This is a genomic window from Siccirubricoccus sp. G192, assembly GCF_019084075.1.
GTDB lineage: Bacteria > Pseudomonadota > Alphaproteobacteria > Acetobacterales > Acetobacteraceae > G192.
On record NZ_JAHREN010000001.1, the window covers coordinates 5,023,051 to 5,047,197 of the forward strand.

Annotated in this window: 22 protein-coding genes; 16 read left to right on the forward strand and 6 right to left on the reverse strand. The window is 71.5% G+C overall.

Annotated elements, in window-relative coordinates:
• The first annotated feature begins 18 nt into the window (after nt 1-18).
• Nucleotides 19-1,557: an ABC transporter substrate-binding protein gene (locus KSF81_RS24240; protein ID WP_217381149.1), complete on the forward strand. Its 1,539-nt coding sequence runs from the start codon at nt 19-21 to the stop codon at nt 1,555-1,557.
• Here the strand turns inward: KSF81_RS24240 and KSF81_RS24245 are convergent.
• The 4 genes from KSF81_RS24245 to KSF81_RS24260 are packed head-to-tail and all read right to left on the reverse strand — an operon-like array spanning nt 1,536 to nt 5,303.
• Nucleotides 1,536-2,549 carry an ABC transporter ATP-binding protein gene (locus KSF81_RS24245; RefSeq protein ID WP_217381150.1) on the reverse strand — a complete coding sequence of 338 codons (1,014 nt, stop codon included), beginning with the start codon at nt 2,547-2,549 and terminating at the stop codon, nt 1,536-1,538. The genes KSF81_RS24240 and KSF81_RS24245 overlap by 22 nt on opposite strands.
• Nucleotides 2,549-3,535: an ABC transporter ATP-binding protein gene (locus KSF81_RS24250; RefSeq protein WP_217381151.1), complete on the reverse strand. Its 987-nt coding sequence runs from the start codon at nt 3,533-3,535 to the stop codon at nt 2,549-2,551. The genes KSF81_RS24245 and KSF81_RS24250 overlap by 1 nt, the downstream gene beginning before the upstream one ends.
• Nucleotides 3,532-4,392: an ABC transporter permease gene (locus KSF81_RS24255; RefSeq protein WP_217381152.1), complete on the reverse strand. Its 861-nt coding sequence runs from the start codon at nt 4,390-4,392 to the stop codon at nt 3,532-3,534. The genes KSF81_RS24250 and KSF81_RS24255 overlap by 4 nt, the downstream gene beginning before the upstream one ends.
• Nucleotides 4,389-5,303 (reverse strand): ABC transporter permease, encoded by a 915-nt coding sequence (locus KSF81_RS24260; protein WP_217381153.1) that lies wholly within the window; start codon nt 5,301-5,303, stop codon nt 4,389-4,391. The genes KSF81_RS24255 and KSF81_RS24260 overlap by 4 nt, the downstream gene beginning before the upstream one ends.
• A 194-nt stretch (nt 5,304-5,497) precedes the next feature.
• Between KSF81_RS24260 and KSF81_RS24265 the strand changes: the two genes are divergently transcribed.
• The 10 genes from KSF81_RS24265 (at nt 5,498) to KSF81_RS24310 (ending at nt 15,845) form a co-directional block, all read left to right on the forward strand.
• Complete coding sequence (locus KSF81_RS24265; RefSeq protein WP_217381154.1) at nt 5,498-6,382, forward strand: DMT family transporter; 885 nt, start codon at nt 5,498-5,500, stop codon at nt 6,380-6,382.
• 333 nt (nt 6,383-6,715) lie between these two features.
• Nucleotides 6,716-8,110, forward strand: coding sequence for an FAD-containing oxidoreductase (locus KSF81_RS24270; protein ID WP_217381155.1), 1,395 nt, complete (start codon nt 6,716-6,718; stop codon nt 8,108-8,110).
• A 165-nt stretch (nt 8,111-8,275) separates the two neighbouring features.
• A complete protein-coding gene (locus KSF81_RS24275; protein ID WP_254453720.1) occupies nt 8,276-9,052 on the forward strand; it encodes a lytic transglycosylase domain-containing protein in 777 nt (258 codons plus the stop codon).
• 91 nt (nt 9,053-9,143) lie between these two features.
• Nucleotides 9,144-10,118, forward strand: coding sequence for a tripartite tricarboxylate transporter substrate binding protein (locus tag KSF81_RS24280; protein ID WP_217381156.1), 975 nt, complete (start codon nt 9,144-9,146; stop codon nt 10,116-10,118).
• 162 nt (nt 10,119-10,280) lie between these two features.
• The gene (locus KSF81_RS24285) at nt 10,281-11,459 is read left to right on the forward strand and encodes an acyl-CoA dehydrogenase family protein (RefSeq protein ID WP_217381157.1); all 1,179 of its coding nucleotides are present in this window, start codon (nt 10,281-10,283) and stop codon (nt 11,457-11,459) included.
• Nucleotides 11,460-11,464: 5 nt separating this feature from the next.
• Entirely contained in the window at nt 11,465-12,532 is a 1,068-nt protein-coding gene (locus KSF81_RS24290; protein WP_217381158.1) for an acyl-CoA dehydrogenase family protein, read from the forward strand.
• Nucleotides 12,486-13,742 (forward strand): thiolase domain-containing protein, encoded by a 1,257-nt coding sequence (locus tag KSF81_RS24295; RefSeq protein ID WP_254453721.1) that lies wholly within the window; start codon nt 12,486-12,488, stop codon nt 13,740-13,742. Before KSF81_RS24290 ends, KSF81_RS24295 begins: the two co-directional genes overlap by 47 nt.
• Nucleotides 13,743-13,747: 5 nt before the next feature.
• Nucleotides 13,748-14,143, forward strand: a complete 396-nt coding sequence (locus tag KSF81_RS24300; protein WP_217381159.1) for a Zn-ribbon domain-containing OB-fold protein — start codon at nt 13,748-13,750, stop codon at nt 14,141-14,143.
• Between the two features lie 69 nt (nt 14,144-14,212).
• The gene (locus KSF81_RS24305) at nt 14,213-15,196 is read left to right on the forward strand and encodes a tripartite tricarboxylate transporter substrate binding protein (protein ID WP_217381160.1); all 984 of its coding nucleotides are present in this window, start codon (nt 14,213-14,215) and stop codon (nt 15,194-15,196) included.
• Nucleotides 15,165-15,845 (forward strand): TetR/AcrR family transcriptional regulator, encoded by a 681-nt coding sequence (locus KSF81_RS24310; RefSeq protein ID WP_217381161.1) that lies wholly within the window; start codon nt 15,165-15,167, stop codon nt 15,843-15,845. Before KSF81_RS24305 ends, KSF81_RS24310 begins: the two co-directional genes overlap by 32 nt.
• 173 nt (nt 15,846-16,018) lie before the next feature.
• On the opposite strand, the gene KSF81_RS24315 is transcribed toward KSF81_RS24310, so the two are convergent.
• On the reverse strand, nt 16,019-16,381 hold the full coding sequence (locus KSF81_RS24315; protein ID WP_217381162.1) for a DUF202 domain-containing protein: 363 nt from the start codon (nt 16,379-16,381) through the stop codon (nt 16,019-16,021).
• 132 nt (nt 16,382-16,513) lie between these two features.
• Between KSF81_RS24315 and KSF81_RS24320 the strand changes: the two genes are divergently transcribed.
• The 5 genes from KSF81_RS24320 (at nt 16,514) to KSF81_RS24340 (ending at nt 22,304) form a co-directional block, all read left to right on the forward strand.
• Nucleotides 16,514-16,762 (forward strand): DUF3072 domain-containing protein, encoded by a 249-nt coding sequence (locus KSF81_RS24320; RefSeq protein WP_217381163.1) that lies wholly within the window; start codon nt 16,514-16,516, stop codon nt 16,760-16,762.
• Between the two features lie 172 nt (nt 16,763-16,934).
• Complete coding sequence (locus tag KSF81_RS24325; protein WP_217381164.1) at nt 16,935-17,303, forward strand: hypothetical protein; 369 nt, start codon at nt 16,935-16,937, stop codon at nt 17,301-17,303.
• A gap of 344 nt (nt 17,304-17,647) precedes the next feature.
• Nucleotides 17,648-19,717: a hydantoinase/oxoprolinase family protein gene (locus tag KSF81_RS24330; protein ID WP_217381165.1), complete on the forward strand. Its 2,070-nt coding sequence runs from the start codon at nt 17,648-17,650 to the stop codon at nt 19,715-19,717.
• Nucleotides 19,717-21,258 carry a hydantoinase B/oxoprolinase family protein gene (locus KSF81_RS24335; protein WP_217381166.1) on the forward strand — a complete coding sequence of 514 codons (1,542 nt, stop codon included), beginning with the start codon at nt 19,717-19,719 and terminating at the stop codon, nt 21,256-21,258. The genes KSF81_RS24330 and KSF81_RS24335 overlap by 1 nt, the downstream gene beginning before the upstream one ends.
• Nucleotides 21,259-21,338: 80 nt before the next feature.
• Nucleotides 21,339-22,304, forward strand: a complete 966-nt coding sequence (locus KSF81_RS24340; RefSeq protein ID WP_217381167.1) for a tripartite tricarboxylate transporter substrate binding protein — start codon at nt 21,339-21,341, stop codon at nt 22,302-22,304.
• Here KSF81_RS24340 and KSF81_RS24345 read toward each other — a convergent pair.
• Complete coding sequence (locus KSF81_RS24345) at nt 22,301-24,034, reverse strand: tripartite tricarboxylate transporter substrate-binding protein (RefSeq protein ID WP_217381168.1); 1,734 nt, start codon at nt 24,032-24,034, stop codon at nt 22,301-22,303. The two genes, KSF81_RS24340 and KSF81_RS24345, sit on opposite strands and share 4 nt — an antisense overlap.
• Between the last annotated feature and the right edge of the window lie 113 nt (nt 24,035-24,147).

Below are 24,147 nucleotides of genomic sequence, written 5' to 3' on the forward strand. Positions count from 1 at the left end.
GAAAACGGGAGACGTCTCATGGCGATCGGGCGACGCAGCCTCGGGCATGGCGTGCTGGCGGCGGGACTCGCGCTGCCGGCCCTGGCGCCGCGGCGGGCCGAGGCGCAGCGCAATGCGGATACGCTGCGTGTCGTGTTCCGCGACGCGGTGCCGAATATCGACCCCTATTTCAACAGCCAGCGCACCGGCCTCATCCTCGGCCACCACGCCTGGGAGGGGCTGGTGCACCGCGACCCGGAAAGCTTCCGCATCGTCCCGGCGCTGGCCACCGCTTGGCGCTGGGTGGATACCAAGACGCTCGATTTCGAGCTGCGCCCGGGCGTGAAATTCCACGACAGCAGCGATTTCGGCGCCGATGACGTGGTCTATACCCTGAACACGGTGGCGAACCCGGAAAGCCGCGTCGCGACCCCCAGCAACTATGCCTGGATGGACCGCGCCGAGAAGACCGGCGACCTGGCGGTGCGCCTGCACCTGAAGCGGCCGACCCCGGCGGCGCTGGAATACCTGGCGCTGGTCACCGGGATCTGGCCCAAGGCCTATCGCGAGCGCGTTGGCCCGGAGGGCTATGCCCGCGCCCCGATCGGCGCCGGCCCCTACCGGATCACCCGCGTCGAGACCGGCACGGCGGTCGAATTCGAGCGGTTCGACGGCTATTACGCCGGCGGCCCCAAGGGCAAGCCCGCCATCCGCCGCATCACCGCGCGCTTCGTGCCGGATGCGGCGACGGAGTTGACCGAATTGCTCTCGGGCCGGGTGGACTGGATCTGGAACATGAACCCGGACCAGATCGCCAATGTGAACCGGCTGCCGACCTTGCAGGCGGTGCGCCAGGAATCCATGCGCGTCGGCTACCTGCAACTGGACGCCTCGGGGCGCAGCGGCCCCAACCCGATGACCAACCTGAAGGTGCGCCAGGCCGTCTGGCACGCCGTGGACCGGCAATCGATCGCCGAGAAGCTCGTCACCGGCGGCTCCCGCGTGCCGCCGGCACCCTGCTACCCCTCGCAATTCGGCTGCGACGGGAATGCGGCGGTGCGCTACGACTACAACCCCGCCAAGTCGCGGCAATTGCTGGCCGAGGCCGGCTTCCCCAACGGCTTCGACATCGAGCTCACCAGCTATGTCCAGCCGCGGCAATGGTCGGAGGCGGTGCAGAACTACCTCCAGGTGGTGGGCATCCGGGCCCGGCTGAACCTGTTGCAGGTCGCGCCCGCGATCCAGCGCGCCTGGCGCGGCGAGCTGGCGATGTATATGGGCAGTTGGGGCAGCTACTCCATCAACGACGTCTCCGCCTTCCTGCCCAATTGGTTCGGCGGCGGCAATGACGACTATGCGCGCGATCCTGAATTGCAGCGGCTGATCGAGGAAGGTGGCTCCACCAATGACGAGGAGGCGCGCCTGCGCGCCTATTCCGCCGCCATCCACCGCATCACCGAGCAGGCCTATTGGATGCCGCTGCACACCTACGTGAACACCTACGCCTTCTCGAAGCAGCTCAACTTCACGCCCTACCGGGACGAGCTGCCGCGCTTCTACCTGGCAAGCTGGCGCTGAGGCGCCTCGGCATCCGCCGTTCCGGCGGGTGCCGGCTCCTCCAGCAGGTGGCATTCGGCGAAGCCGCCGCCGGGCGTGGGCCAGGCGCGCGGCGCCTCCTGCGGGCAGCGGCCGAAGGCCTGCGGGCAGCGCGGGTGGAAGCGGCAGCCGGGTGGGATATTGGCGGGGTCCGGCATGACGTCGCCAAGCCCGACATCCGGCACGCCGAGCCCGGGTTCCGGCGTCAGCACGCTGGCGAGTAGGGCACGGGTATAGGGATGGCCGGGGGCGCGGAACAGCGCCTCGGATTGGTTCCGCTCGACGATGCGGCCGAGATACATCACCGCCACCTCGCTCGCGACATGCTCCACCACCGCGAGGTTGTGGCTGATGAAGAGGTAGGTCAGCCCAAGCTCCCGCCGCAGCTCCGCCAGCAGGTTCAGGATCTGCGCCTGCACGGAAACGTCGAGCGCGCTGGTCGGCTCGTCGCAGACCACGATGCGCGGCCGCAGCACCAGCGCGCGGGCAATCGCCACGCGCTGCCGCTGGCCGCCGGAGAGCTGCGCCGGAAAGCGTTCGCCCTGTTCCGCCGAGAGGCCGACCCGTTCCAGCATCTCGCCGACGCGCCGGGCGGCCTCGGGGCCAGGGACATCGCCCTGGGCGGCCAGCGGCATGGCCACGATGTCCCGCACCCGCCGCCGCGGGTTCAGCGAGGCGAAGGGGTCCTGGAAGACCGGCTGGATCAGCCGCGCCCGTGCCCGGCGGTCGAGATCGGCCAGCCTCTTGCCATCCACCAGCACATCGCCGGCCGAGGGCGGCAGCAGGCCGAGGATCAGCCGCGCCAGGGTGGACTTGCCGCAGCCGCTCTCCCCCACCACGCCGAGCACGCTGCCGGCGGGGATGCTGAAGGAGACGTCATCCACCGCCACCACCTCGCGTGGCGGGGCGAAGAAGCCCTGGCGCACCCGGAAGACGCGGCGCAGCCCGTGCACCTCGATGGCCGGCGCCGCCATCAGGCCGCCTCCGCCCGGCGCACCCAGTCGGGCGGCAGGGTGCAGAGGAATTCATGCTCCGGCCCGGCGGGCTGGCGCGGCACCGGGCCGGCGCAGGCCGGCGCCGCATGGGGGCAGCGATCGCGGAAGGCGCAGCCCTGGAAGCCGGGCGGCAGGCGCGGCACCACCCCGGGGATGCTGCCGAGCGGCTCGTCCCGCCGCACCTTGCCGGGCACCGGCACGCAGCTCAGCAAGCCGCGCGTATAGGGGTGGCGCGGCGCGGCGAAAAGCTGGGCGGTCGGCGCGCTCTCCACCACCTCCCCCGCATACATCACCGAGACCCGGTCGGCGATGCGCGCGACGATGCCGAGGTCATGGGTAATGAGCAGGATGCCGAGGCCCAGTTCACGCTGCAACGCCGCCAGCAGCCGCAGGATCTGCGCTTGCACGGTCACGTCGAGCGCCGTGGTGGGCTCGTCCGCCACCAGCAATTCCGGCTCGCACATCAGCGCCATGGCGATCATCACGCGCTGCCGCAGGCCGCCGGAAAGCTGGTGCGGGAACTGGCCGAGCCGCATCCCCGGCGCGGTGATGCCGACCCGGCCGAGCAGCTCCGCCGCGCGGTCCACCGCCTGGGCGCGAGGCGTGCCGCGGTGGCGGCGCAGCACCTCGGTCATCTGCGAGCCCACGGTATAGGCGGGGTTCAGGCTGGTCATCGGCTCCTGGAAGATCATCGCCATCCGGTCGCCTCTGAGCCGGGACATGCGACCTTCGGAAAGGTTACGCAGGTCCTGGCCGGCGAAGGACAGCACCTCCGCCTGCCGCCGCGCGCCCCGCGCCAGCAGGCCCATCACCGCCAGCGCGGTCACGGATTTGCCGCAGCCGGATTCGCCCACCAGGCAATGGGTCTCGCCCTTGCGGAGGCTCAGCGAGGCGCCGCGCACCGCGGCGGTGTGGCCGCCGAATTGCACCTTGAGGCCCCGGACATCCAGGAGAGGGGCCGTCATCGCGCGTCCTGCGCGCCGAGCATGTCGCGCAGCCCGTCGCCCAGCAGGTTGATGCCGAAGACCAGCACGAACAGCGCGACGCCGGGCACCATGATGACCCAGGGGCTGAAATACATGTAGTCCTTGGCCTCCGCGATCATCAGCCCCCAGGAAGGCAGGGGCGGCGGCACGCCGAGGCCGAGGAAGCTCAGCGCCGCCTCCAGCAGGATCGCCAGCGCCATCTCCAGCGTCGCCACCACCGCGAGATGGGTGGCGATGTTCGGCAGCACCTCCCGCGCCAGGATGGAGACGCGGGAGGAGCCGGCGCACCAGGCGGCGCTGACATAATCCAGGTTGCGCACCTGCATGGTGGTGGAGCGCGCCACCACCGCGAAACGGTCCCAGAGCAGCAGGCCCAGCACCAGGATCACCAGGGTGAAGCTGTTGCCCATCAGCCCCACCACCGCCAGCGCCACCAGCACCACCGGGATCGACAGCCGGCAGGTGATGGCGAAGAGCACCACGTCATCCACCCGGCCGCCGAAGAACCCGCCGAGCACGCCGAGCGTGATGCCGATGAGCCCGGAGGCGATCACCGTCAGCACGCCGATCACCATGGAGATCCGCGCGCCGTAGACCAGCCGTGCCAGGTAGTCCCGGCCAAGCTGGTCGGTGCCGAGCGGATGCTCCAGGCTGCCGCCCTCCATCCAGAAGGGCACGACCAGCCGCTGGCCGAGATCCTGCGCGAAGGGGTCGTGCGGCGTCAGCGCCGGGCCGAAGATGGCCGCCAGCCCGATGAATCCCACGATCAGCACGCCCAGGGCGAGGCCGAGCCTGTGCCGGACCCGGCCGCGCGGTGCCGCCAGCGTCGCGCTCATGCGCGCAGCCTGGGGTCGAGCACGGCATTCAGCAGGTCCGCCAGCAGGGTCAGGCCGATATAGATCAGCGCCAACACCAGCACGACGGCCTGGACCACCGGGAAGTCGTTCTTGCTGATGCTCTCCCAGGCCAGGAAGCCGACGCCGTGCAGCGCGAAGACCGTCTCGATCACGATCGAGCCGCCGAGCATGAAGCCGAGCTGCACCGCCGCGATGGAGACCACGGGGATGGCGGCATTGCGCAGCGCGTGCTTGGCCAGGATGGAAAGCCGGGTCAGCCCCTTGGCCCGCGCCGTGCGGATGTAGTCGGAGGCCAGCGCCTCCACCATGCCGCTGCGGGTCAGGCGCATCAGCGCCGGGATGGCGGAGAAGGCCAGGACGATCCCGGGCATGACGAAATGCTCCCAGGACCCGGTGCCGGAGATCGGCAGCCATTGCAGCTGCAGCCCGAGCACGACCATCAGCAGCAGGCCGAGCCAGAAGGAGGGCATGGCCTGGCCCACCAGCGCCACCAGCATCACCGCCCGGTCCACCCAGCTCCCCTCCCGCACCGCGGCGATGATGCCGAGCGGGATCGCCACCACCAGCGCGATGCCGAGCCCCACCAGGCCGAGCGTGAGGGTGATGGGCAGGCGGCTGCCGATCAGCGTCGAAACCCTTTCCCGGAAGAAGTAGGAGGTGCCGAAATCGCCCAGCACGGCCCGCCCGATCCAGTCGAAATACTGCACGGTCAATGGCCGGTCGAGGCCATAGGCGCGGCGGATGAGCTCGACATCCTCCTGCGTCGCATTCGGCCCGGCGATGGAGATGGCAAGGTCGCCCGACAGCCGCGTGAGCATGAAGCTCAGCGTCAGCACCGTCATCGCCACCAGCAATGCCACCGCGAGGCGGCGGAGAAGGAACCGGGTCATGCGGCCGGGAGCCTAGGCGGGCCCGTGCCCCGCCCGCAAGCGGAGGTCTGCGCCGCCGCCCGGCACGGGCGGGATATTGAGCGGGCGCCGGCAATCCTGTAGCGGATGGCGATGCCCGATGTCCCGCCGGCGGCCCCGCATGGGGCGGGCCTCTCCCCTGCCCCGGCGGAACCCTGGCCCGGCGCATCCGGCGCGTGAGCTCCGCGCGGCTGCAGGGTCTGGGGCTGCTGCTGGTCACGGCGGCGGCCTGGGGCTTCAACTGGCCGGTCATGAAGCTGCTGATGCAGGAATGGCCGCCCTATTTCTTCCGCGTGCTGGCCGGCGGAGGCGCCATCCTGCTGCTGCTGACGATCGCCCTCGCGCAGCGGGACGCCCTGTTGCCGCGGCCGGACCAATGGGGGCGGCTGGTCGTCGCCGCCATCCTCAACGTCACCTCCTGGAGCGGCGTCGCGCCGCTGTCGCTGTTCTGGCTGGATGCCTCCGAGGCGGCGATCATCGCCTATACCATGCCGGTCTGGGCAACCATCCTGGCCTGGCCCTTCCTCGGCGAGCGGCCGACCTGGCGGCGCCTGGCGGGGCTGGTGCTCGGGCTTGGCGGCGTGACGCTGCTGATGGCGGGGCAATTGGTCTCGGTGCCGGCGGCGGTGCTGGCGGAAAAGCTGCCCGGCGTCGCCGCCATCCTGGGCACGGCGCTGATGTTCGCCTCCGGCACGGTCTTCACCAAGCGCTTCCCGGTGCAGATGCCGCCCGTGCCCATGGTGGCCTGGCAGCTCGGCATCGGCATGCTGCCGGTGGTCGCGGTGGCGCTGGCCTTCGAGCGGCTGGACCTCTCGCGCGTCGGCATCATCGGCTGGGGCTGCCTCGCCTATGTGGCGGTCATCGCGCAGTGTCTCGCCTATCTCGCCTGGTTCCAGGCGCTGAAGCGGCTGCCGGCGAGCACGGCGGCGATCGGCTCGCTGCTGGTGCCGGTGATCGGCGTGTTCAGCAGCGGGCTCGTGCTGGATGAGCCGCTCGGGCTGCGGCAGATGGCGGCGCTGGCGATGACGCTGGGCGGGGTGGCCCTGGCCTCGCGCGGCTAGAGCAGATCGCCGCAGGGCGGAACCGCCCGGAGGCGTGAATCTGCTCTACAAACAACAGGCTACAGCGGCGTGCCGAACCATCAATTCGGCACGCCGCTGTAGTGCGTGGTGCGGCCGGGCCCGGGTTGATCGCGAGAATCTGATTCCAGGCCGCCGGCAGGAACCCGGCCATGGGCGCGAGGTGCCGGATGCCGGCCTTGCTCGCGCGGCCAGGGCCGATGCCGATGGCCGGGCTGGTGATGAGCGCGGCCCTGATGCGCGCCGGCCTCCTTGCGCGCAGGATGAGGTCCGGCGACCGGCGCCCGCGGCGGCCACGCAGGAAAGGCAGGCAGGATGACCCGGCAATTCGAGGCGATCGTCATCGGCAGCGGCCAGGCGGGGCCGCCCCTCGCGGTCCGCCTCGCGCGGAGCGGCCTGAAGACCGCGCTGATCGAGCGCGAGCATCTCGGCGGCACCTGCGTGAATGACGGCTGCATCCCGACCAAGACCCTGGTGGCAAGCGCCCGCGTGGCGCAGATGGCCCGGCGCGCCGCGGAATACGGGGTGGGCATCGGCGGCGCGGTGAGCGTCGACATGGCCGCCGTGAAGGCGCGCAAGGACCGGATCGTGCAGGCCTCGCTCGACAGCCTCGCCGCCTGGATCGGAGGGACGCCGGATCTCACCCTGGTATGGGGATCGGCGCGGTTCACCGGACCGCACGAGGTCGCCGTCGGCAACCAGAGGCTCAGCGCGCCGCGCATCTTCATCAATACCGGCGGCCGGCCGCTGGTGCCCGACTGGCCCGGCCTCGCCGGCATGCCCTATCTCACCAATACCTCGATGATGGCGATGGACCGCGTCCCGGACCACCTGATCGTCGTCGGCGGCAGCTATATCGGCCTCGAATTCGCGCAGATGTACCGCCGCTTCGGCGCAAGGGTGAGCGTCCTGGAGATGGCCGACCGGCTGATCGCGCGCGAGGATCCGGACGTATCGGACACCCTGCGCGAAATCCTCGAGGCCGAGGGCATCGCCTGCCACCTCGGCGTGCGCGACGTCGCGGTCGCGCAACACGATGGCGGCATCCGGCTCGATGCGGCGCTGGGCAGCGGGCCCATATCCGTCAGCGGCAGCCACCTGCTGCTGTCGGTCGGGCGCCGGCCGAATGTCGAGGACCTCGACCTTGCGGCCGCTGGCGTGACGCTCGACGCCAGGGGCTACATCGAAGTCGATGACCAGCTCCGGACCAGCGCCGAGGGCATCTGGGCCCTGGGCGACGTCAATGGGCGGGGCGCCTTCACCCACACCTCCTACAATGACTACGAGATCGTCGCGGCCAATCTTCTCGACAACGACCCCCGCCGTGTCTCGGACCGGATTCCGGCCTATGCGCTGTTCACCGATCCGCCGCTCGGCCGTGTCGGCATGACCGAGGCGGAGGCGCGCGCCACCGGCCGGCCCGTGCTCAAGGGTCATCTGCCGATGACGCGCGTCGGCCGCGCCAGGGAGCGCGGCGAAACCCAGGGCTTCATGAAGGTGCTCGTCGATCGCGAGACGAAGCTGATCCTGGGCGCCGCGCTGCTGTGCGTGGAAGGCGACGAGATCGTGCACTCCCTGCTCGATGTCATGGCCGCGAAGGCACCCTGCACGGTGATCCAGCGCAGCATGCACATCCATCCGACCGTCAGCGAGCTGATTCCCACGATGCTCGGGGACCTGCACCCGCTGGACCAGGCCGCCGGCGCCTGAGCCGGCAATTCGGTTCCGCCATGGCATCGCTCGCGCCACGGAACACGCAGCGCCGGGCGCAATGAACCCGCAGCCAACAATCGCGGGAGTTCCATCCGCTCCGGCTCGACGGCATCCGTCCCTGCGGCATAGTCTCGGCGCGCCGTGGCTGGCTGGGCGGGTCGCATGAAACACCTGATGACGGCGTTGTTCCTGCTGCTCCCTATCGTCGCCACGGCGGACCCGCGCCCTGCCCCCGCTGGTGCGACGGGCGGGCTTTGCCTGCCGGCCATCGCCGCCGCCGAGCGGAGCGGAGGGCTGCCGGCTCACCTCCTGCGCAGCATCGCCCTTGTCGAGAGCGGAAGGCCGGACCCGGCAACCGGCCGCACCGTGCCCTGGCCCTGGACCATCAATGTGGCCGGCACCGGCTATTTCCATGCCAGCAAGGAGGAGGCGATCGCCGCCGTGCGGCTGTTCCAGGCGAGCGGCATCAGGTCCATCGATATCGGCTGCGCCCAGGTCAACCTGCTGCACCATCCGGACGCCTTCGCCTCGCTCGACAGCGCCTTCGATCCGCAGACCAATGCCAATTACGCGGCGCGTTTCCTCAAGGCGCTGCACCGTGCCAGCGGAAGCTGGCCGCTGGCCGCCGCCGCCTACCACTCGCAGACGCCCGATATCGGCTATGGCTATGCCCGCAAGGTGATGGCCATCTGGCCCAATGCCGATCGCTACGGCGCCTTGCCGGCGCCCGGCCGCGGCGGCGCTTCCCGCCCGGCCGTGGACTACAGCATCTACACTCCGGAATTTGCGACGCGCTTGCGCCGCATGGACCGGGACCTGGCACGCGGGATGCCGGCCGGCAGCGCCACCGGGCTGGTCTGGATCAACCGGCCGGCCGAACCGGTGCCGGTGGCGCCGCAGCGGCCGGCACGGCGGGACCATCGGCGGGCGCCGGGCTAGGGACGGACCCGGACTCCGCCCGGGGTCGCCAAGGTCCCGCCCCCCGCGCTAGTCTCGACCGAACGGTCGGTCCATAACCGGAGGAAACATCATGTCAGGAATCGCCCGCAGGGCGGTGCTGGGCGCCGCGCTCGTCCCCGTTCTCGCCAGGCGCGCCGCGGCGCAGGGCTGGCCGGCACGGCCCATCACCTGGATCGTGCCCTTCACGCCGGGCGGCATCACCGACACCTCCTCCCGCCTGGTCGCGCAGCCGCTCGGCGCAGAACTCGGCCAGCAGGTGGTGATCGACAACCGGCCCGGCGCCGGCGGCGCGATCGGCACGGAAGCGGCGGCGCGCGCGGCGGCGGATGGCTATACCATCCTCTACGGCACCCAGGGCACCATAGCGACGAACCCGGTGCTCTACCGCTCCGTGCGCTACGATGCGCTGCGCGACTTCATCCCGGTGCATGGGCTGACGCAGACGCCGCTGCTGCTGGTCTGCAACCCGGACCGGCCCTTCCGCACCGTGCAGGAGCTGGTCGCGCATGCGAAGGCGCATCCCGGGGAAGTCACCTATTCCTCCTCGGGCATCGGCACGGGCACGCATATGGCGGCCGAGCTGTTCCAGTTGGAGGCCGGGGTGCAGTTCACGCATGTGCCCTACCAGGGCAGCGCCCCGGCGCTGAACGATCTGGTCGGCGGCCGCACCGACATCATGTTCGACTACCTGGTCTCGACCCGCGCCTTTCTGGAAGCCAGGCGGCTGCGGCCGCTGGCGACCACCGCCGCGGCGCGGATGCCGGCGCTGCCCGATGTGCCTTCCATCGGCGAGGCCGGGCTCGATGGCGCCGTGACCACCAGCTGGTCCGCCATCATGGCGCCCGCCGCCACGCCGGCGCCGATCGTGGCGCGGCTCGCGGAGGGGCTCACCACCGCGCTTTCCGAGCCGCGGGTGGCGCAGACCCTGTCCGGCACCGGCAGCACGCCGCTGATGCTCTCGGGCGAGCCGCTGCGCAGCTATGTGGAGCGCGAGGTGAACCGCTGGCGCGGCATCGTCGAGCGGTCCGGCGCCAGGGCCGGCTGATGCTTGGCCGGCCGGGGCCTGCGGGGCAGGATTGCCAAGCCCGCCTCCGGGCCCTAGCCTCGCTTTTGACCGACCGTCCGGTTGGCATGGGTGGCGGAAGCCAGGCGTGGCGCGTGGGCCCCGGAACGCGCCAGCCGCAGTCCAGGGAGAACCGAGCCGGCCATGGATGATGCCGCCGATCTGGAATCCTTCCGCCGCACGCTGCGCGAATTCGCCCTGTCCCATTGCCCGCCGGAGATCCGCGCCGTGGTCGCGGCGAACCGGAAGCTCGGCCGCAAGGAATGGAGCGCCTGGCAGCGCATCCTGCATGCCCGTGGCTGGGGCGCGCCGAGCTGGCCGAAGGCGCATGGCGGCACGGGCTGGGACCTGCGGCATCGCCATGCCTTCGACGAGGTGATGGCGGAATGCGACTGCCCGCCGCAATACCACCATGGGCTTCGGCATATCGGCCCGGTGCTGATCGAATTCGGCACGCCGGAGCAGCAGGCGCACTTCCTGCCCGGCATCCTGAACGGCGAGGACTGGTGGTGCCAGGGCTATTCCGAACCGGGCGCCGGCTCCGACCTCGCCTCGCTGAAGACGCGGGCGGAGCGGGATGGCGAGGAGTATGTCGTCACCGGCCAGAAGCTCTGGACCTCGCACGCGCATGAGTCCGACTGGATGTACACGCTGGTCCGCACCTCCAGCGCGGGCAAGCGCCAGGAGGGCATCACCATGCTGCTCATCCCGCTGCGCTCGCCCGGCATCACCGTGCGCCCGGTGCCGACGATCGATGGCTGGCATCATGTGAACGAGGTCTTCCTCGACGGTGTCCGCGTGCCCGCCGCCAACCGCATCGGCGAGGAAGGCAAGGGCTGGACCTATGGCAAATTCCTGCTCGACCGCGAAAGGCTGGGCGGCGCCAATGTCGCGCCGGCCTTCCGCTTCCTCGACCGCGCCCGGGCGCTGGTGGCGGCGGAGCTGCAAGGGCCGCAGAACCGGCTGAAGCGGGAGATGCTGGCGATGCGCCTGCTGCAGATCGAAGCCGAGCTGCGCGGCGCGCGGGAACTGGGCCTCGCGGCCATCGATGACGTGATGAATGGCAGGCCGCTCGGCATCGCGCCCTCCGTCCTCAAGCTCTCCACCTCCGAGGCCATGCAGCGCACCAGCCAGGTTGCGCTGGATGCGGTCGGCCACCGGCTCGCCACGCGGTTCCGGCCGGTGGATGCCTCCGGCCCGAATGCCGAGGTGGGGGAGATCGAATGGTTGCAGAACTACCTGTATCTGCGCGCCAAGACGATCTTCGGCGGATCGAGCGAGGTGCAGAAGAACGTCATCGCCCGCCAGCTCTTCGGGACCTGACCGCCATGGCCTACGCCCCCAAGCCCCTGCTGCCCGGCGATGCCTTCGAGGCGGCGCTGCGCTTCGGCCTTGCCCTGGAGCAGGACCTCGCCCACCGCCAGGACCCGCCGGACCGTGCCGCCTGCCTCGCCCGCCACTGGCGGGATCTGCTGGAGCTTGGCTGGGCCGGGACGCTGCTGCCGGAAGCGGCGGGCGGCGCCGGCGGCGCGATCGCCGACCTGGTGGCGCTGGCCGATGGCGCCGGGCGCAGCGCCATGCCCCTGCCCGTCGCCGCCGCCTGCGGCGTGGTGCCCATGCTGCTGCGGGCCGTTCCCGATGCGGCGATGCAGGCAGCGGTGGCGACCGGCCGGATGCGGCCCTGCCCGGTACTGGAACCCGGCGCGGTCACGGCGCGCATGGAGGGCGAGGGCTGGCTGCTGGAAGGCAGCCTGCTCGGCCTGGAATTGGTGCCGGAGCCGACGCATTACCTGCTCGCCTGCCCCATCGCGGCGGCGGAGCCGGGGCTTTTCCTGCTGCCGGCCGATGCGCCGGGCCTCGCCGTAACGCGCCATCTGCGGATCGACGGCCGGCTGAGCGCGGACTTGGCGCTGCACAGCCCGGCCAGGCTGCTGGCCCGCGGCGCGGCGGTGCGGGAGGCGGTGGCGGCGGCGCGCGACCTCGGCGCCTTCCTCACCTGCGTCGAAGCGGTGTCGGCCATGGGCGCGCTGATCGAGCAGACCATCGCCTATCTTTCGGCGCGCGTGCAATTCGGCACCGCCCTCGCCAGCTTCCAGGCGCTGCGGCATCGGGTTGCCGAGATGCATGTCGCGGCGGAGAATACCCGCGGCCTGGTCGCGCAATTGCTGCGGGCAGCGGGCACGGCGCCCGCCCTGCCCTGGCGGGAGGTCTCCTTCGCCAAGCTGCGGCTCGGCGAGGCCGGGCGCTTCGTGGCGGAGGCCGCCATCCAAATGCATGGGGGCATGGGCGTGACCGAGGCGCTGCCGGCCAGCCGGCTCGCCCGGCGGATCATGCTGGCGGAATTCGAGTATGGCGACCGCAACTGGCACGCCGCCCGGCTGCTGGAAGCGGCATGAGGCCGCCCGGGGCGACGAGGATAGGACGGATGGGGAGGACAGCATGACGATCAAGGGCAGTGCCTATATCGCGGGGGCCTTCGAGCACCCGACGCGGCTGGCAAAGGACAAGTCGGTCGCGCAACTCCATGCCGAGGTGGCGGTCGGCGCGCTGGCCGATGCCGGCCTTACCAAGGCGGATGTGGACGGCTATTTCTGCGCCGGCGACGCGCCCGGCCTCGGCCCGCTGGCCATGGCCGACTACATGAACCTGAAGCTCAGCCACCTCGATTCCACCGATGTCGGCGGCTGTTCCTACATCGCGCATGTGGCGCATGCGGCCGAGGCGATCATGGCCGGCAAGTGCCGGGTGGCGCTGATCACCCTCGCCGGCCGGCCGCGCAGCGAGGGGCATTCCGGCGCGGTGCCGCGCATCCGCGGCGCCGATGCGCCGGACACGCAATGGGAATTCCCCACCGGCGTCGCCACGGTGAATGCCTATGCCATGTGCGCGGCGCGGCACATGCACCAGTACGGCACCACCAGCGAGCAGCTCGCCTGGATCAAGGTCGCCGCCTCGCAGCACGCGCAGTACAATCCGCATGCGATGCTGCGCGACGTGGTGACGGTGGAGGAGGTGGTGAACTCGCCCCTCATCGCCACGCCGCTGCACCGGCTGGATTGCTGCGTCGTCAGCGATGGCGGCGGCGCGCTGGTGGTGGTGGCGCCCGAGATCGCGCGCAGCCTGAAGCGGCCGAAGGTCAAGGTGATGGGCGCCGGCGAATCCATGAAGGGCCAGATGGGCGGCGAGGTGGACCTCACCTATTCCGCTGCGGTGCGCTCCGGCGCGGCCGCCTTCGCGGAGGCCGGGGTGAAGCCGGCCGACATCAAATACGCCAGCATCTATGACAGCTTCACCATCACGGTGCTGATGCAGATCGAGGATCTCGGTTTCTGCGAGAAGGGCCAGGGCGGGAGGTTCGTCGCCGATGGCAACCTGATCTCGGGCACCGGCAAGCTGCCCTTCAACACCGATGGCGGCGGGCTCTGCAACAACCACCCCGCGAACCGCGGCGGCATCACCAAGGTGATCGAGGCGGTGCGGCAGTTGCGTGGCGAGGCGCATCCGAAGGTGCAGGTGAAGAACTGCGACATCGCGCTGGCGCATGGCACCGGCGGGCTGCTCGGCAGCCGGCATGGCGGCGCCACGCTCATCATGGAACGGGAGTGACGCCGATGGCTGGCAAGGAGCGCGCGATCCCCGCGCCGATGACGAACCCCGAGACCGAGCCCTTCTGGGCCGCCGCGCGGGAGGGGAAATTCCTGCTCCGCGGCTGCACCGCCTGCGGCAAGACGCATTGGTATCCCCGCGCGGTCTGCCCCTTCTGCTTCAGCGAGCGGACCGAATGGCGCGAGGGCTCCGGCCGCGGCACCATCTACAGCCTGAGCGTCATGAAGCGCGCGCCGGAACCCTATGCCATCGCCTATGTGACGCTGGAGGAGGGGCCGACCATGATGACCAACATCGTGGATTGCGACCTCGACAGCCTGGCGATCGGCCAGAAGGTCACGGTCGCCTTCAAGCCCACCCAGAATGACGGGCCGCCCTTCCCGATGTTCCGGCCGGCCTGAGCATGGCGCCCCGGCCGGGCCTGCCCGCAGGGAGCAGGCCCGGCCAATGCTTTCGTGAAAGGACGCAGCATGATCCGAACCCCCCTGCCGCTCGGCCGGCGGGGGATCCTGGCCGCCGGCGCCACGCTGCTGGCGGCGCCGGCGCTGGCGCAGGCTCCGGCTGGCCAGGGTTTCCCGAACCGCCCCATCCGCATCATCGCGGTCTGGGCGCCCGGCCCGAATGTCTATACGCGGGTGCTGGGCGAGATCGCCGGCCGAAACCTCGGCCAGCCCGTGGTGATCGAGCACCGCACCGGCGCCCAGGGCACCCTCGGCGCCCGGCTGCTGCTGTCGGAGCGGCCGGATGGCCACACGCTCAGCCAGATGCCCGGGACGGTCATGCGCGTGCCCGCCATGTCGGCCCGCCCGCCCTTCGACCCGGCGGAGGATTTCACCTGGATCATCTGCCTGACCGGCTACACCTTCGGCGTCGTGGTGCGGGCGGATTCCCCCTTCCGCAGTTGGGGCGATCTCGTCGCCGCGGCGAAGCGGCGGCCGGGTGCCGTTTCCTACGGCTCGCCGGGCATCGGCACGGAATCGCATGTGGTGATGGAGCGGCTCTCGCAGGCCGAGGGCCTGGAATGGCTGCACGCGCCCTTCCGCGGCGGCAGCGAGCTGAGCAATGCGCTGCTCTCCGGCCAGATCGACGCCGTCGCCACGGCCAGCCACTGGTCGCAGCTCGTCCTGGACGGAAAGCTGCGGCTGCTCTGCGTCTGGACCGAGGAGAGGCTGCCCCGCTTCCCGGACGCGCCGACGCTGAAGGAGCTGGGCTACGGCATCGTCGCCACCTCGCCCTATGGGCTGGCCGGCCCGAAGGGCATGGATCCGGAGGTGGTGTCGGTGCTGCACGATGCGTTCAAGGCGGCGCTCTACGCGCCGGAATCCCTCGCCTACCTGGCGCGGCTCGACCAGCCCGTGGTCTACAAGGACCCCGCCACCTATACCGAATTTGTCCGGCGGCAGGCGGCGGAGGAGCGGGAGAATGTCCGGCGCCTCGGCCTCGCCCTGGAATGAGGCGGCCGGCGGCACCTTCGAGGCGCGCATGAGGGACCTGGCCGATATCCTGGGCCTGGACGATGCCGGCGGCCCGCCCCAGGAGAGGGTGCTGCAGATCCTGACGGAGGCGTGCCGGCTCTTTGCCACGCGCGGCTTCGATGGCGTCTCGGTGCGCGACATCGCCGAGGGCTGCGGCATTTCCAAGGCCACGCTCTATCACTATTTCCCGGACAAGGACGCGATGCTGCGCCCCCTCGTCCTCGGCACCACCAGGGCGATGTATGAGCGGGTGCAGGCCAGCATCGACGAGGCCGCGCCGCCGGTCGAGAAGCTGCGCCGCTTCATGCTGGAATCGGCCGCCTTCTTCGAGCAGTACCGCTGGGCCTGGATCGCCTCCTCCTCGGTCTTCTGGAACGACCCGCAGGTGCGCCGGCGCAAGGAAAGGCTGGCCTGGCGCGACAGATACGAGGGCCTGCTGCGGGGCATCCTGCAGGAGGCGGTGGACCGGGGGGAGGTCCGGCCGCTGGATGTCGCGCTGGCGGCGCGGCTGGTGCTGAGCGCGCTCAACTGGCTGCCGCGCTGGTACAGTCCCGAAGGCCCGGCGACCGCGCCCGAAATCGCCGAGGGCTTCTACGACATGATCCTACACGGCTTCCGCAAGCCCTGAGGCCGGCCCGCCGGCCACCCGGCGGGCCAATTCATACCAACGGCATCGGTCAATGACCGATGCCGAGCCCGCTTCTGCGGGTCGCCGCCAGTGCGGCGTAGCCAAGGGCCGCGGAGGCGGCCCGCCCGGCGACTGAGGGGCGCTTGATCGGTCACGATCAAGCGCCGTCGATATCAAGTGCCGCCGGTCCGCCCGAACCAGACCCCCATCAATGCGCCCAGCGACACCAGCAGCAGCCCGCCATTCACCACCACCAGCAGCAGCCGCGGCAACCGCCAGACATCGGACCGCCGGGGCGAGTCATGGCCCGGCCGCAATTCCCGCCACACCGCCACCGCGAAGCAGAAGCCGGAGAACAGCACCAGCAGCGTGGCGTTGAACAGGATGGCCCATTCCGGCAGCACGCTGCCGAGCGAGGTCTTGGCGCCCACGCCCGCGACCAGCGCCACCAGCCCGGTGCGGACCCAGGCGGCATAGGTCCGCTCCGCCGCCAGCACGGTGCGGTCGGCGGCGTAGAGCACCCGTGGGTCGTCCATGGAGTCCGGCATCGAGGAGCCAACGCATGGGCGGCCCCGGGGCTTCCTGTGCCGAAGCCGGTGCGGGCGCGACGGAAACCCTGGCCAACCGTGAACGTTTAGGGAACATCGCTTTCGAAAGAGGATTGCAGCATGGCCGCACGCCAGCAGAACCAGGCCGACCACCAGGACAACCCGAAGCAGGATCCCGATCCCGGCTCCAATACCATCAAGGACCCGGATGACTGGACCACCGGCGATGAGCGCATGACCGGCGCCCAGGCCAGCTATCTCAAGACCCTCTGCGAGGAGGCGGGAGAGGAATTCGACCCCGGGCTGACCAAGGCCGATGCATCCCGCCGCATCGACGAGTTGCAGGCCAGGACCGGCCGCGGCCGCTGATGCCGGGCCTCGGCGACGGAGCGGTCCGGCCGGCACAGGGCCGCGAGGCCCGGCGCCGCGAACGGTCCGCCCGCGACGCGGAATCGCGGGGTGTGCGCCGGCACACATCGGCGTGGCCGGCTTGCGCGCATGGTTCGATCCGCCGCGGACAATCCGCGCATCGGAGGCGACCATGTTTCTCCATCACATCCAGACCCTGCGTCTCTTCGGCGCCGCCGCGCTCGCCCTGGGCCTCGCCGCCGGCGCGGTGCAGGCGCAATCCCTGAACGGCATGTCCGGCGTCCCCGGCAATATCGTCGGCGGCGGCAGCGCCACGATCTCGGGCGGCGGCGAGAACATGACCATCACCTACGACAGCGGCGGCGCCGGCGGCGGTGGCGGCCTCATGGCGCAGGCCAACCGGCAGGCCCGTTTCGCCAGCCCTTCCGGCGATGGGGAGGAGCTGGAGTATCCCGCGGCGCTGCCCGCGGGCCCCGGCCGCGAGGCCTGGCTGAGCGGTGGCGGCGAGAACACCGAGGTGGTCTATACCCGGCCGCGGTGACGCCCCATGCCGCAGGGGCGACCGGAGGAGGGGCGGCCTCGCAGGGGCCGCCCCTCTGCAATTCCGGGCATCGGGCGCGGCGGCACGGGGCCGCGCTGAAAGGCGCGCAGGGCAAGCTGGCTTGCCCATGGGGCGAAAGCGCACCAAGCTCGCGCAACGGCAAGCGCAACACGAAGGGCCATGACCTGTCCGGTGCCGGGCGACCGCGGGAAACCCGGCCTGGTCCCGGCATCGCCATCCTCCCGATATTCCCCCTCCCCATTGAACCGGCCGCGTCCGGTGGCGGGCATGGCGGCCCGCCCCGGGCCAGCGCCCCGGCGGCATTCCCCAGCAGGTGACCTGGCGTGGCACTCTCCCTCGGCATCGATATCGGCGGCACCTTCACGGACCTGGTCCTGCATGACCCGGATGGCCTGCGGTCCGGCACCCTCAAGGTCCTGACCACCCATGCGGACCCGGTGCTGGGCATCCTGGACGGCACCAGGCGCCTGCTCGCGGATCGTGGCGTGCCGCCCGCGGCGGTGAGCCGGGTCGTGCATGCCACCACGCTCTTCACCAATGCGCTGATCGAGCGCAAGGGCGCCGTCACGGCGCTGGTCACCACGGCGGGGTTCCGCGACATCCTGCAGATCGGCCGGGAACGCCGCTACGAGCTCTATGACCTGCAACTCGTGCCCCCGGCGCCGCTGGTGCCGCGGGAGCTGAGGCTCGAAGTGCCGGAACGGGTGAAGGCGGACGGCACGGTGCTGCAGCCGCTCGATGCCGCGGCGCTGGAGGCGCAGGTGGCCGAGGCGGTCGCCATGGGCGCGCAATCCGTCGCCGTGCTCTTCCTGCACAGCGACCTGCACCCGGCGCATGAGGCGGCGGCGGCCGCGCTCATCAAGAAGCGCTTCCCGCAGGTCTCCGTCACCGCCTCGCATGCGATCGTGCGCGAGGTGCGGGAATACGAGCGCGGCTCCACCGCATCGGCCAATGCCTATGTGGCGCCGCTGGCCGAGCGCTACCTGGCGAGGCTCGGCGCCGAATTGACCGGGCTCGGCATCGCCGGGCCGCTGGTGCTGATGCTCTCCAACGGCGGGCTGACCCATTTACAGGAAGCGCAGCGCGCCCCGGTGCAACTGCTGGAATCCGGCCCCGCCGCGGGGGGTCTCGCCGCCGCCTTCCTCGCCGGGCCGGAGGAGGCGCGGGTGCTGGCCTTCGACCTCGGCGGCACCACCGCCAAGCTCTGCGTCGTGGAGCATGGCGAGCCCGAGGTGGTCTTCGGATTCGAGGCGGCCCGCCAGGCGCGCTTCATCGAGGGCAGCGGGTTGCCCATCCGCATCTCCACCGTGGACCTGATCGAGATCGGCGCCGGCGGCGGCAGCATCGCCCGGCGCGACGCGATCGGCCTGCTGAAGGTGGGGCCGGACAGCGCCGGCTCGGAGCCGGGCCCGGCCTGCTATGGCCGCGGCGGCCAGGCGCCCACCGTGACGGATGCGAACCTGCTGCTGGGCTACCTCGATCCCGCCCGCTTCGCCGGGGGCGAGCTGCCGCTCGACCGCGCGGCGGCGGAGGCCACGGTGGCGCGGCTGGCCGAGGCGCTTGGCCTGGCGCCGCAGGATGTCGCCTGGGGCATCCATGACGTGGCGACCGAAGCCATGGCCGGCGCCGCCCGCACCCATCTGGCGGAACGCGGCCGCGATGCCGCCGAATTCACCCTGGTCTGCACCGGCGGCGGCGGCCCGGTGCATGGCTGCCATCTGGCACGCAAGCTCGGCATCCGCCGGCTGATCGTGCCGCCGGAGGCGGGTGTCGCCTCGGCGCTCGGCATGCTGGCGGCGCCGCCGCGCGTGGACCGCGTCGCCACCCTGGGCCGGCGGCTGAAGGAATGGAGCGCCGCCGATCTGGACGCCGCCTTCGCCGCGCTGGAGGCCGAGGCGCGCGAGGTGCTCGCCCTCGGCGGCTGGCAGGATGCGGCGCTGGCGCCGGAGCGGCTGGTGGATGCGCGCTGCGTCGGCCAGGGCGCGCATATGCCGGTGCCCCTGCCGCCCACCCCCTGGCCGGTGGCGGATGCGGCGCTGCACGGGCTGGTGGCGGAAGCCTTCCACCGTGCCTACCAAGCCCGCTACAGCCGCCCCCCGCCCGCCGTGCCGATCGACCTGGTGCATGCCCGGGTGGTGCTACGCGGCCGGCGCAAGGCCACCGCCCCGACGCCCCGCCTCGGCACCGCCGCCGGCACCGGGCCGGAGCGGCGCGAGGTGCGCTTCGAGGCCGGCACCATGACCGCCTCGGTCTTCAGCCGCGCCGCCCTGCCCGCCGGCTTCACCGCCGCGGGGCCGGCCCTGGTGCAGGAGGCCGGCTCGACCCTGGTGGTCGGCCCCGCCGGGCGGTTCACCGTGCTCGATTCCGGCAATATCCTGGTGGAGCTCGGCTGATGGCCCTGGACCCCGTGACCCTGGAGCTGGTCTGGACCCGGCTGATCTCGGCGGTGGACGAGGCGGCGAAGGCGATCGTCCGCACCTCCTTCTCCACCCTGTCGAACGAGGCGAACGACTTCGCCTGCGTGCTCACCGATGCGGCGGGCCATTCGCTGGCGCAGAATACCGGTTCCATCCCGAGCTTCATCGGCACCCTGCCGGCCACGGTGCGCGCCGTCTGCGCCGCCGTCCCGCCGGAGACGATGCGGCCGGGCGATGTCTACATCACCAACAATCCCTGGATCGGCACCGGGCACCTCAACGACATCTCCCTGGTGCGGCCGGTCTTCAGCGGTGGCCGCATCGTCGCCTTCGGCGCCACCACGAGCCACGTGCCCGATATCGGCGGCCGGATCCGCAGCACCGAGGCACGGGAGCTCTTCGAGGAAGGCTTCCATATCCCGCCGATGCGGCTGCTGCGCGACGGCGCGGCGGATGCCAGCCTCATCACCCTGCTGCGCACCAATGTGCGCACGCCCGACCAGACCGAGGGCGATGTCTGGGCCCAGGTCGCGGCGCTGGCGCTGATCCATGACCGCGTCTGCCAGACCCTGGCCGACCATCGCCTGGCCGATCTGGCGGCGGTGGCGGCGGAGATCTTCGGCCGCTCGGAGGCCGAGATGCGCCGGCGCATCGCCGCCCTGCCGGAAGGCTGCTGGCGCCATGCCATGCAGACCGACGGGCTGGAGGAGCCCTTCACCTTCCAGGTCGCGGTCACGCTGCGCGGCGGCGGCGTGGCGGTGGATTTCGCCGGCACCAGCCCGCAGCAGCCGCGCGCCCTGAATTGCGTGCTGGCCTATACCACCGCCATGACCGCCTTCGCCATCAAGGCGCTGCTGCTGCCGGAACTGCCGAACAATGACGGGATCTTCCGCGCCATCACCGTCACCGCGCCGGAGGGCTGCATCCTGAACCCGCGCTACCCGGCGGCGGTGGGCGGGCGGGCCGCCACCGGCCATTACGTGCCGCCGTTGATCTTCGGCGCCCTGGCCGAGGTGCTGCCCGAGAAGGTGCGCGCGGCGCCGGGCAGCCCGCTCTGGATCATGAACCTGGCGGGCACCGATGATCGCGGCCGGACCTTCGCCAATGTGCTGTTCTTCAATGGCGGCACGGGCGCCGGCGCGGCGCAGGACGGGGTGGATGCCGTCTCCTGGCCCTCCAACATTTCGGCCACCCCGGTCGAGATCGCCGAGCGGACCGCGCCGGTGCTGGTCCACCGCAAGGCGCTGCGCGAGGGCTCGGGCGGCGCCGGGCGGCAGGCCGGCGGGCGGGGCCATGAGACCGTGGTGGAATGCGAGGCCGCCGATGTCGCCGCGGTCTTCGTCACCGAACGCCTGCGCTTCGCCGCCCCGGGCCTCTTCGGCGGCGAGGCCGGCGCGTTGGGCGAGGTGCTGATCGACGGCACCCCCACCGACACACGGCGCCAGCAGACCCTGCAGCGGGGCAGCATCGTCACCATCCGCACGCCGGGCGGCGGGGGCTACGGCAGGAAGGGGTGAGGCGGCGCCGCGCGCTTTGTCCTTGCGGCCCGGGGCGCCGCACGGCCACGATGCCGCCTCCAGGCCGGGAGCGCCCATCAATGTCCCTGCGCATCCACCGCCGGCTGCTGCTCGGCGCCACCCCTTTCCTGCTGGCGCCGGAACGCGCCCGGGCGGCATGGCCGGACCGGCCGATCCGCCTGATTGTCCCCTTCGCGGCCGGCGGCGGCGTGGACCTGACCGGCCGTGTCCTGGCGGAAGCGATGGAGGCTTCGCTCGGCCAGCCGCTGGTGGTGGACAACCGCTCCGGCGCCGGCGGCGCCATCGGCATGCAGGCCATGGCCCAGGCGCCGGCGGACGGCAATACCCTGGCCATGACAAGCCCGAGCACCGTCACCATCGGCCCGCAACTGCGGCCGAGCCCCTATGCGCCGTTCGCCCTCACGCATGTCTCGCGGGTCTGCACCAGCCCGTTGCTGCTGGTCTGCCGCCCGGACTTCCCCGCGCGCGACCTGGCCGGCCTGCTCGCCATCGCGCGCAGCGACCCCACGCGGCTGCGCTTCGCCAATGCGGGGATCGGCACCGTCACGCATCTCGCGGCGGAATTGTTCAACCTCCGGCTCGGCACCGGCCGCTTCGTGCATGCCTCCTACCGTGGCACCGCCCCGGCCATGAGCGACCTGGCCGCGGGGAATGTCGATGTCTTCTTCAGTGACAGCTCGGCCTGGGCGGCGGTGGAGCAGGGCCAGGTGCGGCTCCTGGCCGTGACCTCGGCGGAACGCTCGGCCCGCAGCCCGGCGACACCGACCGTGGCGGAGGCCCTGCCCGGCTTCGAGCCGACGAATTGGTACGGGTTGGCGGCCCCGGCCGGGCTGCCGGCAGCGGTCGCGGAACGGCTGGAGGCGGCCTGCGCCACCGCCCTGGCGCAGCCGGAGCTCCGGCGGAAGCTGGAGAGCATCGGCTTCGACGCCGCGCCGCTCGGCCGCGCCACCTTTACCGAATTCCTCCGGCGGGAGAGCGAGACCTGGCGCGAGGTGATCGCCAGAGCGGATATCAAGGCTGATTAATTGGCCTCGATCCCCGCCTCCTTCGCCACCCGCACATAGCGGGCGATATCGTTCCGCAGCACCGTGGCGAATTCCGCCGGGCTATTGCCGACCGGCTGGGCCCCGAGCCCGGCCAATTGCTCCCGCACGTCAGGCAGGGCCAGCGCCACCGCCACCAGGGACTGCAAGCGGCCGATCACGGCGGGCGGTGTTCCCGCGGGCGCCATCAGGCCATACCACGGGTCCACCTCGAATTCCGGGATGCCGGCCTCGCGCAGGGTCGGGATGTCAAGCAATGCGGGCGTGCGCGACCCGGCGCTCACCGCGAGGGGCCGCAGCGTGCCGGCGCGGATGAAGCCGATCGCGGCCGGAAGGTTGGCGAAATTCATGGCCAGCCGGCCACCGATCACATCGACCAGCGCCGGGCCGTCGCCCCGATAGGGCACATGCACCATGTCGATCCCGGCCAGCCGCTTCAGCATCTCCCCGGCCAGGTGGCCGGAGGCGCCGGTGCCGGCGGAGCCGTAGCTGAGCTGCCCGGGCCTGGTCCGCGCATAGGCCACCAGCTCCTGCGGGGTCGTCGCGGGGAAGCCGGGCGCCACCACCAGCACCAGCGGCACCGAGGCAACGATCGTCACCGGCGCGAAGTCGCGCAGCGGATCATAGGGGAGGCTGCGGAAGATGCCGACATTGATGGCGTGCGACCCATTGGTGGCCATCAGCAGCGTATGCCCGTCCGGCGCCGCCCGCGCCGCCGCCTCGCTGCCGATGATGGCGCCGCCGCCGGGCCGGTTCTCGACCACCACCGGCTGGCCCAGGCCCGGCGCGATCCGCTCGGCCACCATGCGGGCCAGCAGGTCGGTCGAGCCGCCGGGCGCATAGGGGACGATGAGGCGGAGCGGCCGGGTCGGGAATGGCTCGCTCGCGCCGGCCGGCCGGGCGGCGAAGGCGGACGCGGCCAGGAGGAGCCGTCTGGAAAGCATCGCCCGCGATCCCCGCCGCTGGATTACGCGGCCCTTGCGGCGGGGCCGGCCTGGAACAGCCGCCCGGCGGTAATGCCCCCCCATCGGCACCCCCATCCGCGCCAGCCCGGCCCAGAGCGAGGCCTGGTTGGAGCTGATGACCGGCCGGCCGGACCGCGCCTCGATCATCGCGATGCGGTCGAGGGTCAGGAGATTGGTGCAGCTGATGAAGATGGTGTCGCAATCGCGGATGGCGGCCGCATTGCCCAGCACCAGCTCCGCCACCTGGTCCGAGGAGATGGTGCGGATATCCTCGCTGGTCGGGCAGCGGAAGCTTTCCAGGGCGACGGTCTCCATCCGGAAATGCTTGAGGAAGGCCAGTTCGTGCTCGTTCACCTCGTCCGGATAGGGGGTGATGAGGAAGACCCGGCGCGCGCCCAGCGCCTGCAACGCCTCGACCACCGCCGTGGAGGTGGTGACCGCGGGGATGCCGGTGCGGCTGGTGATCCGCGCCGCGAGCCGCGCCTCGTTGCCGATCCCTTCCAGGAAGCTGCCGCTGGTGCAGCCATAGACGATCACCTCGGGATAGGCCTGCGCGAGGTCGTGCGCCGCCTGCTCGAGGGACTCCGCCATGGCCAGCAGCGATTCCCGGGAGATGGCGTTGCCGGGGCGCGACAGGCGGTTGTGGTTCATCACCACGCCGGGCGGCAGATGCGCCGGCAGCTCGCGCTCCATGGCCACATTGCCCGGCGGCGCCAGGATGCCGATGCGGCGCACCTTGTTGTCCATTCTTGGCTCTCCCTGCCTTGCTTGCGGGCGTCCGGCGGGGCCGCCCGGCGGCCATGCGGAAAGTAAAGACCCGGCGGGCGGCCGCTTCCAGTGGAGATTTTGGGGTGCCCGCC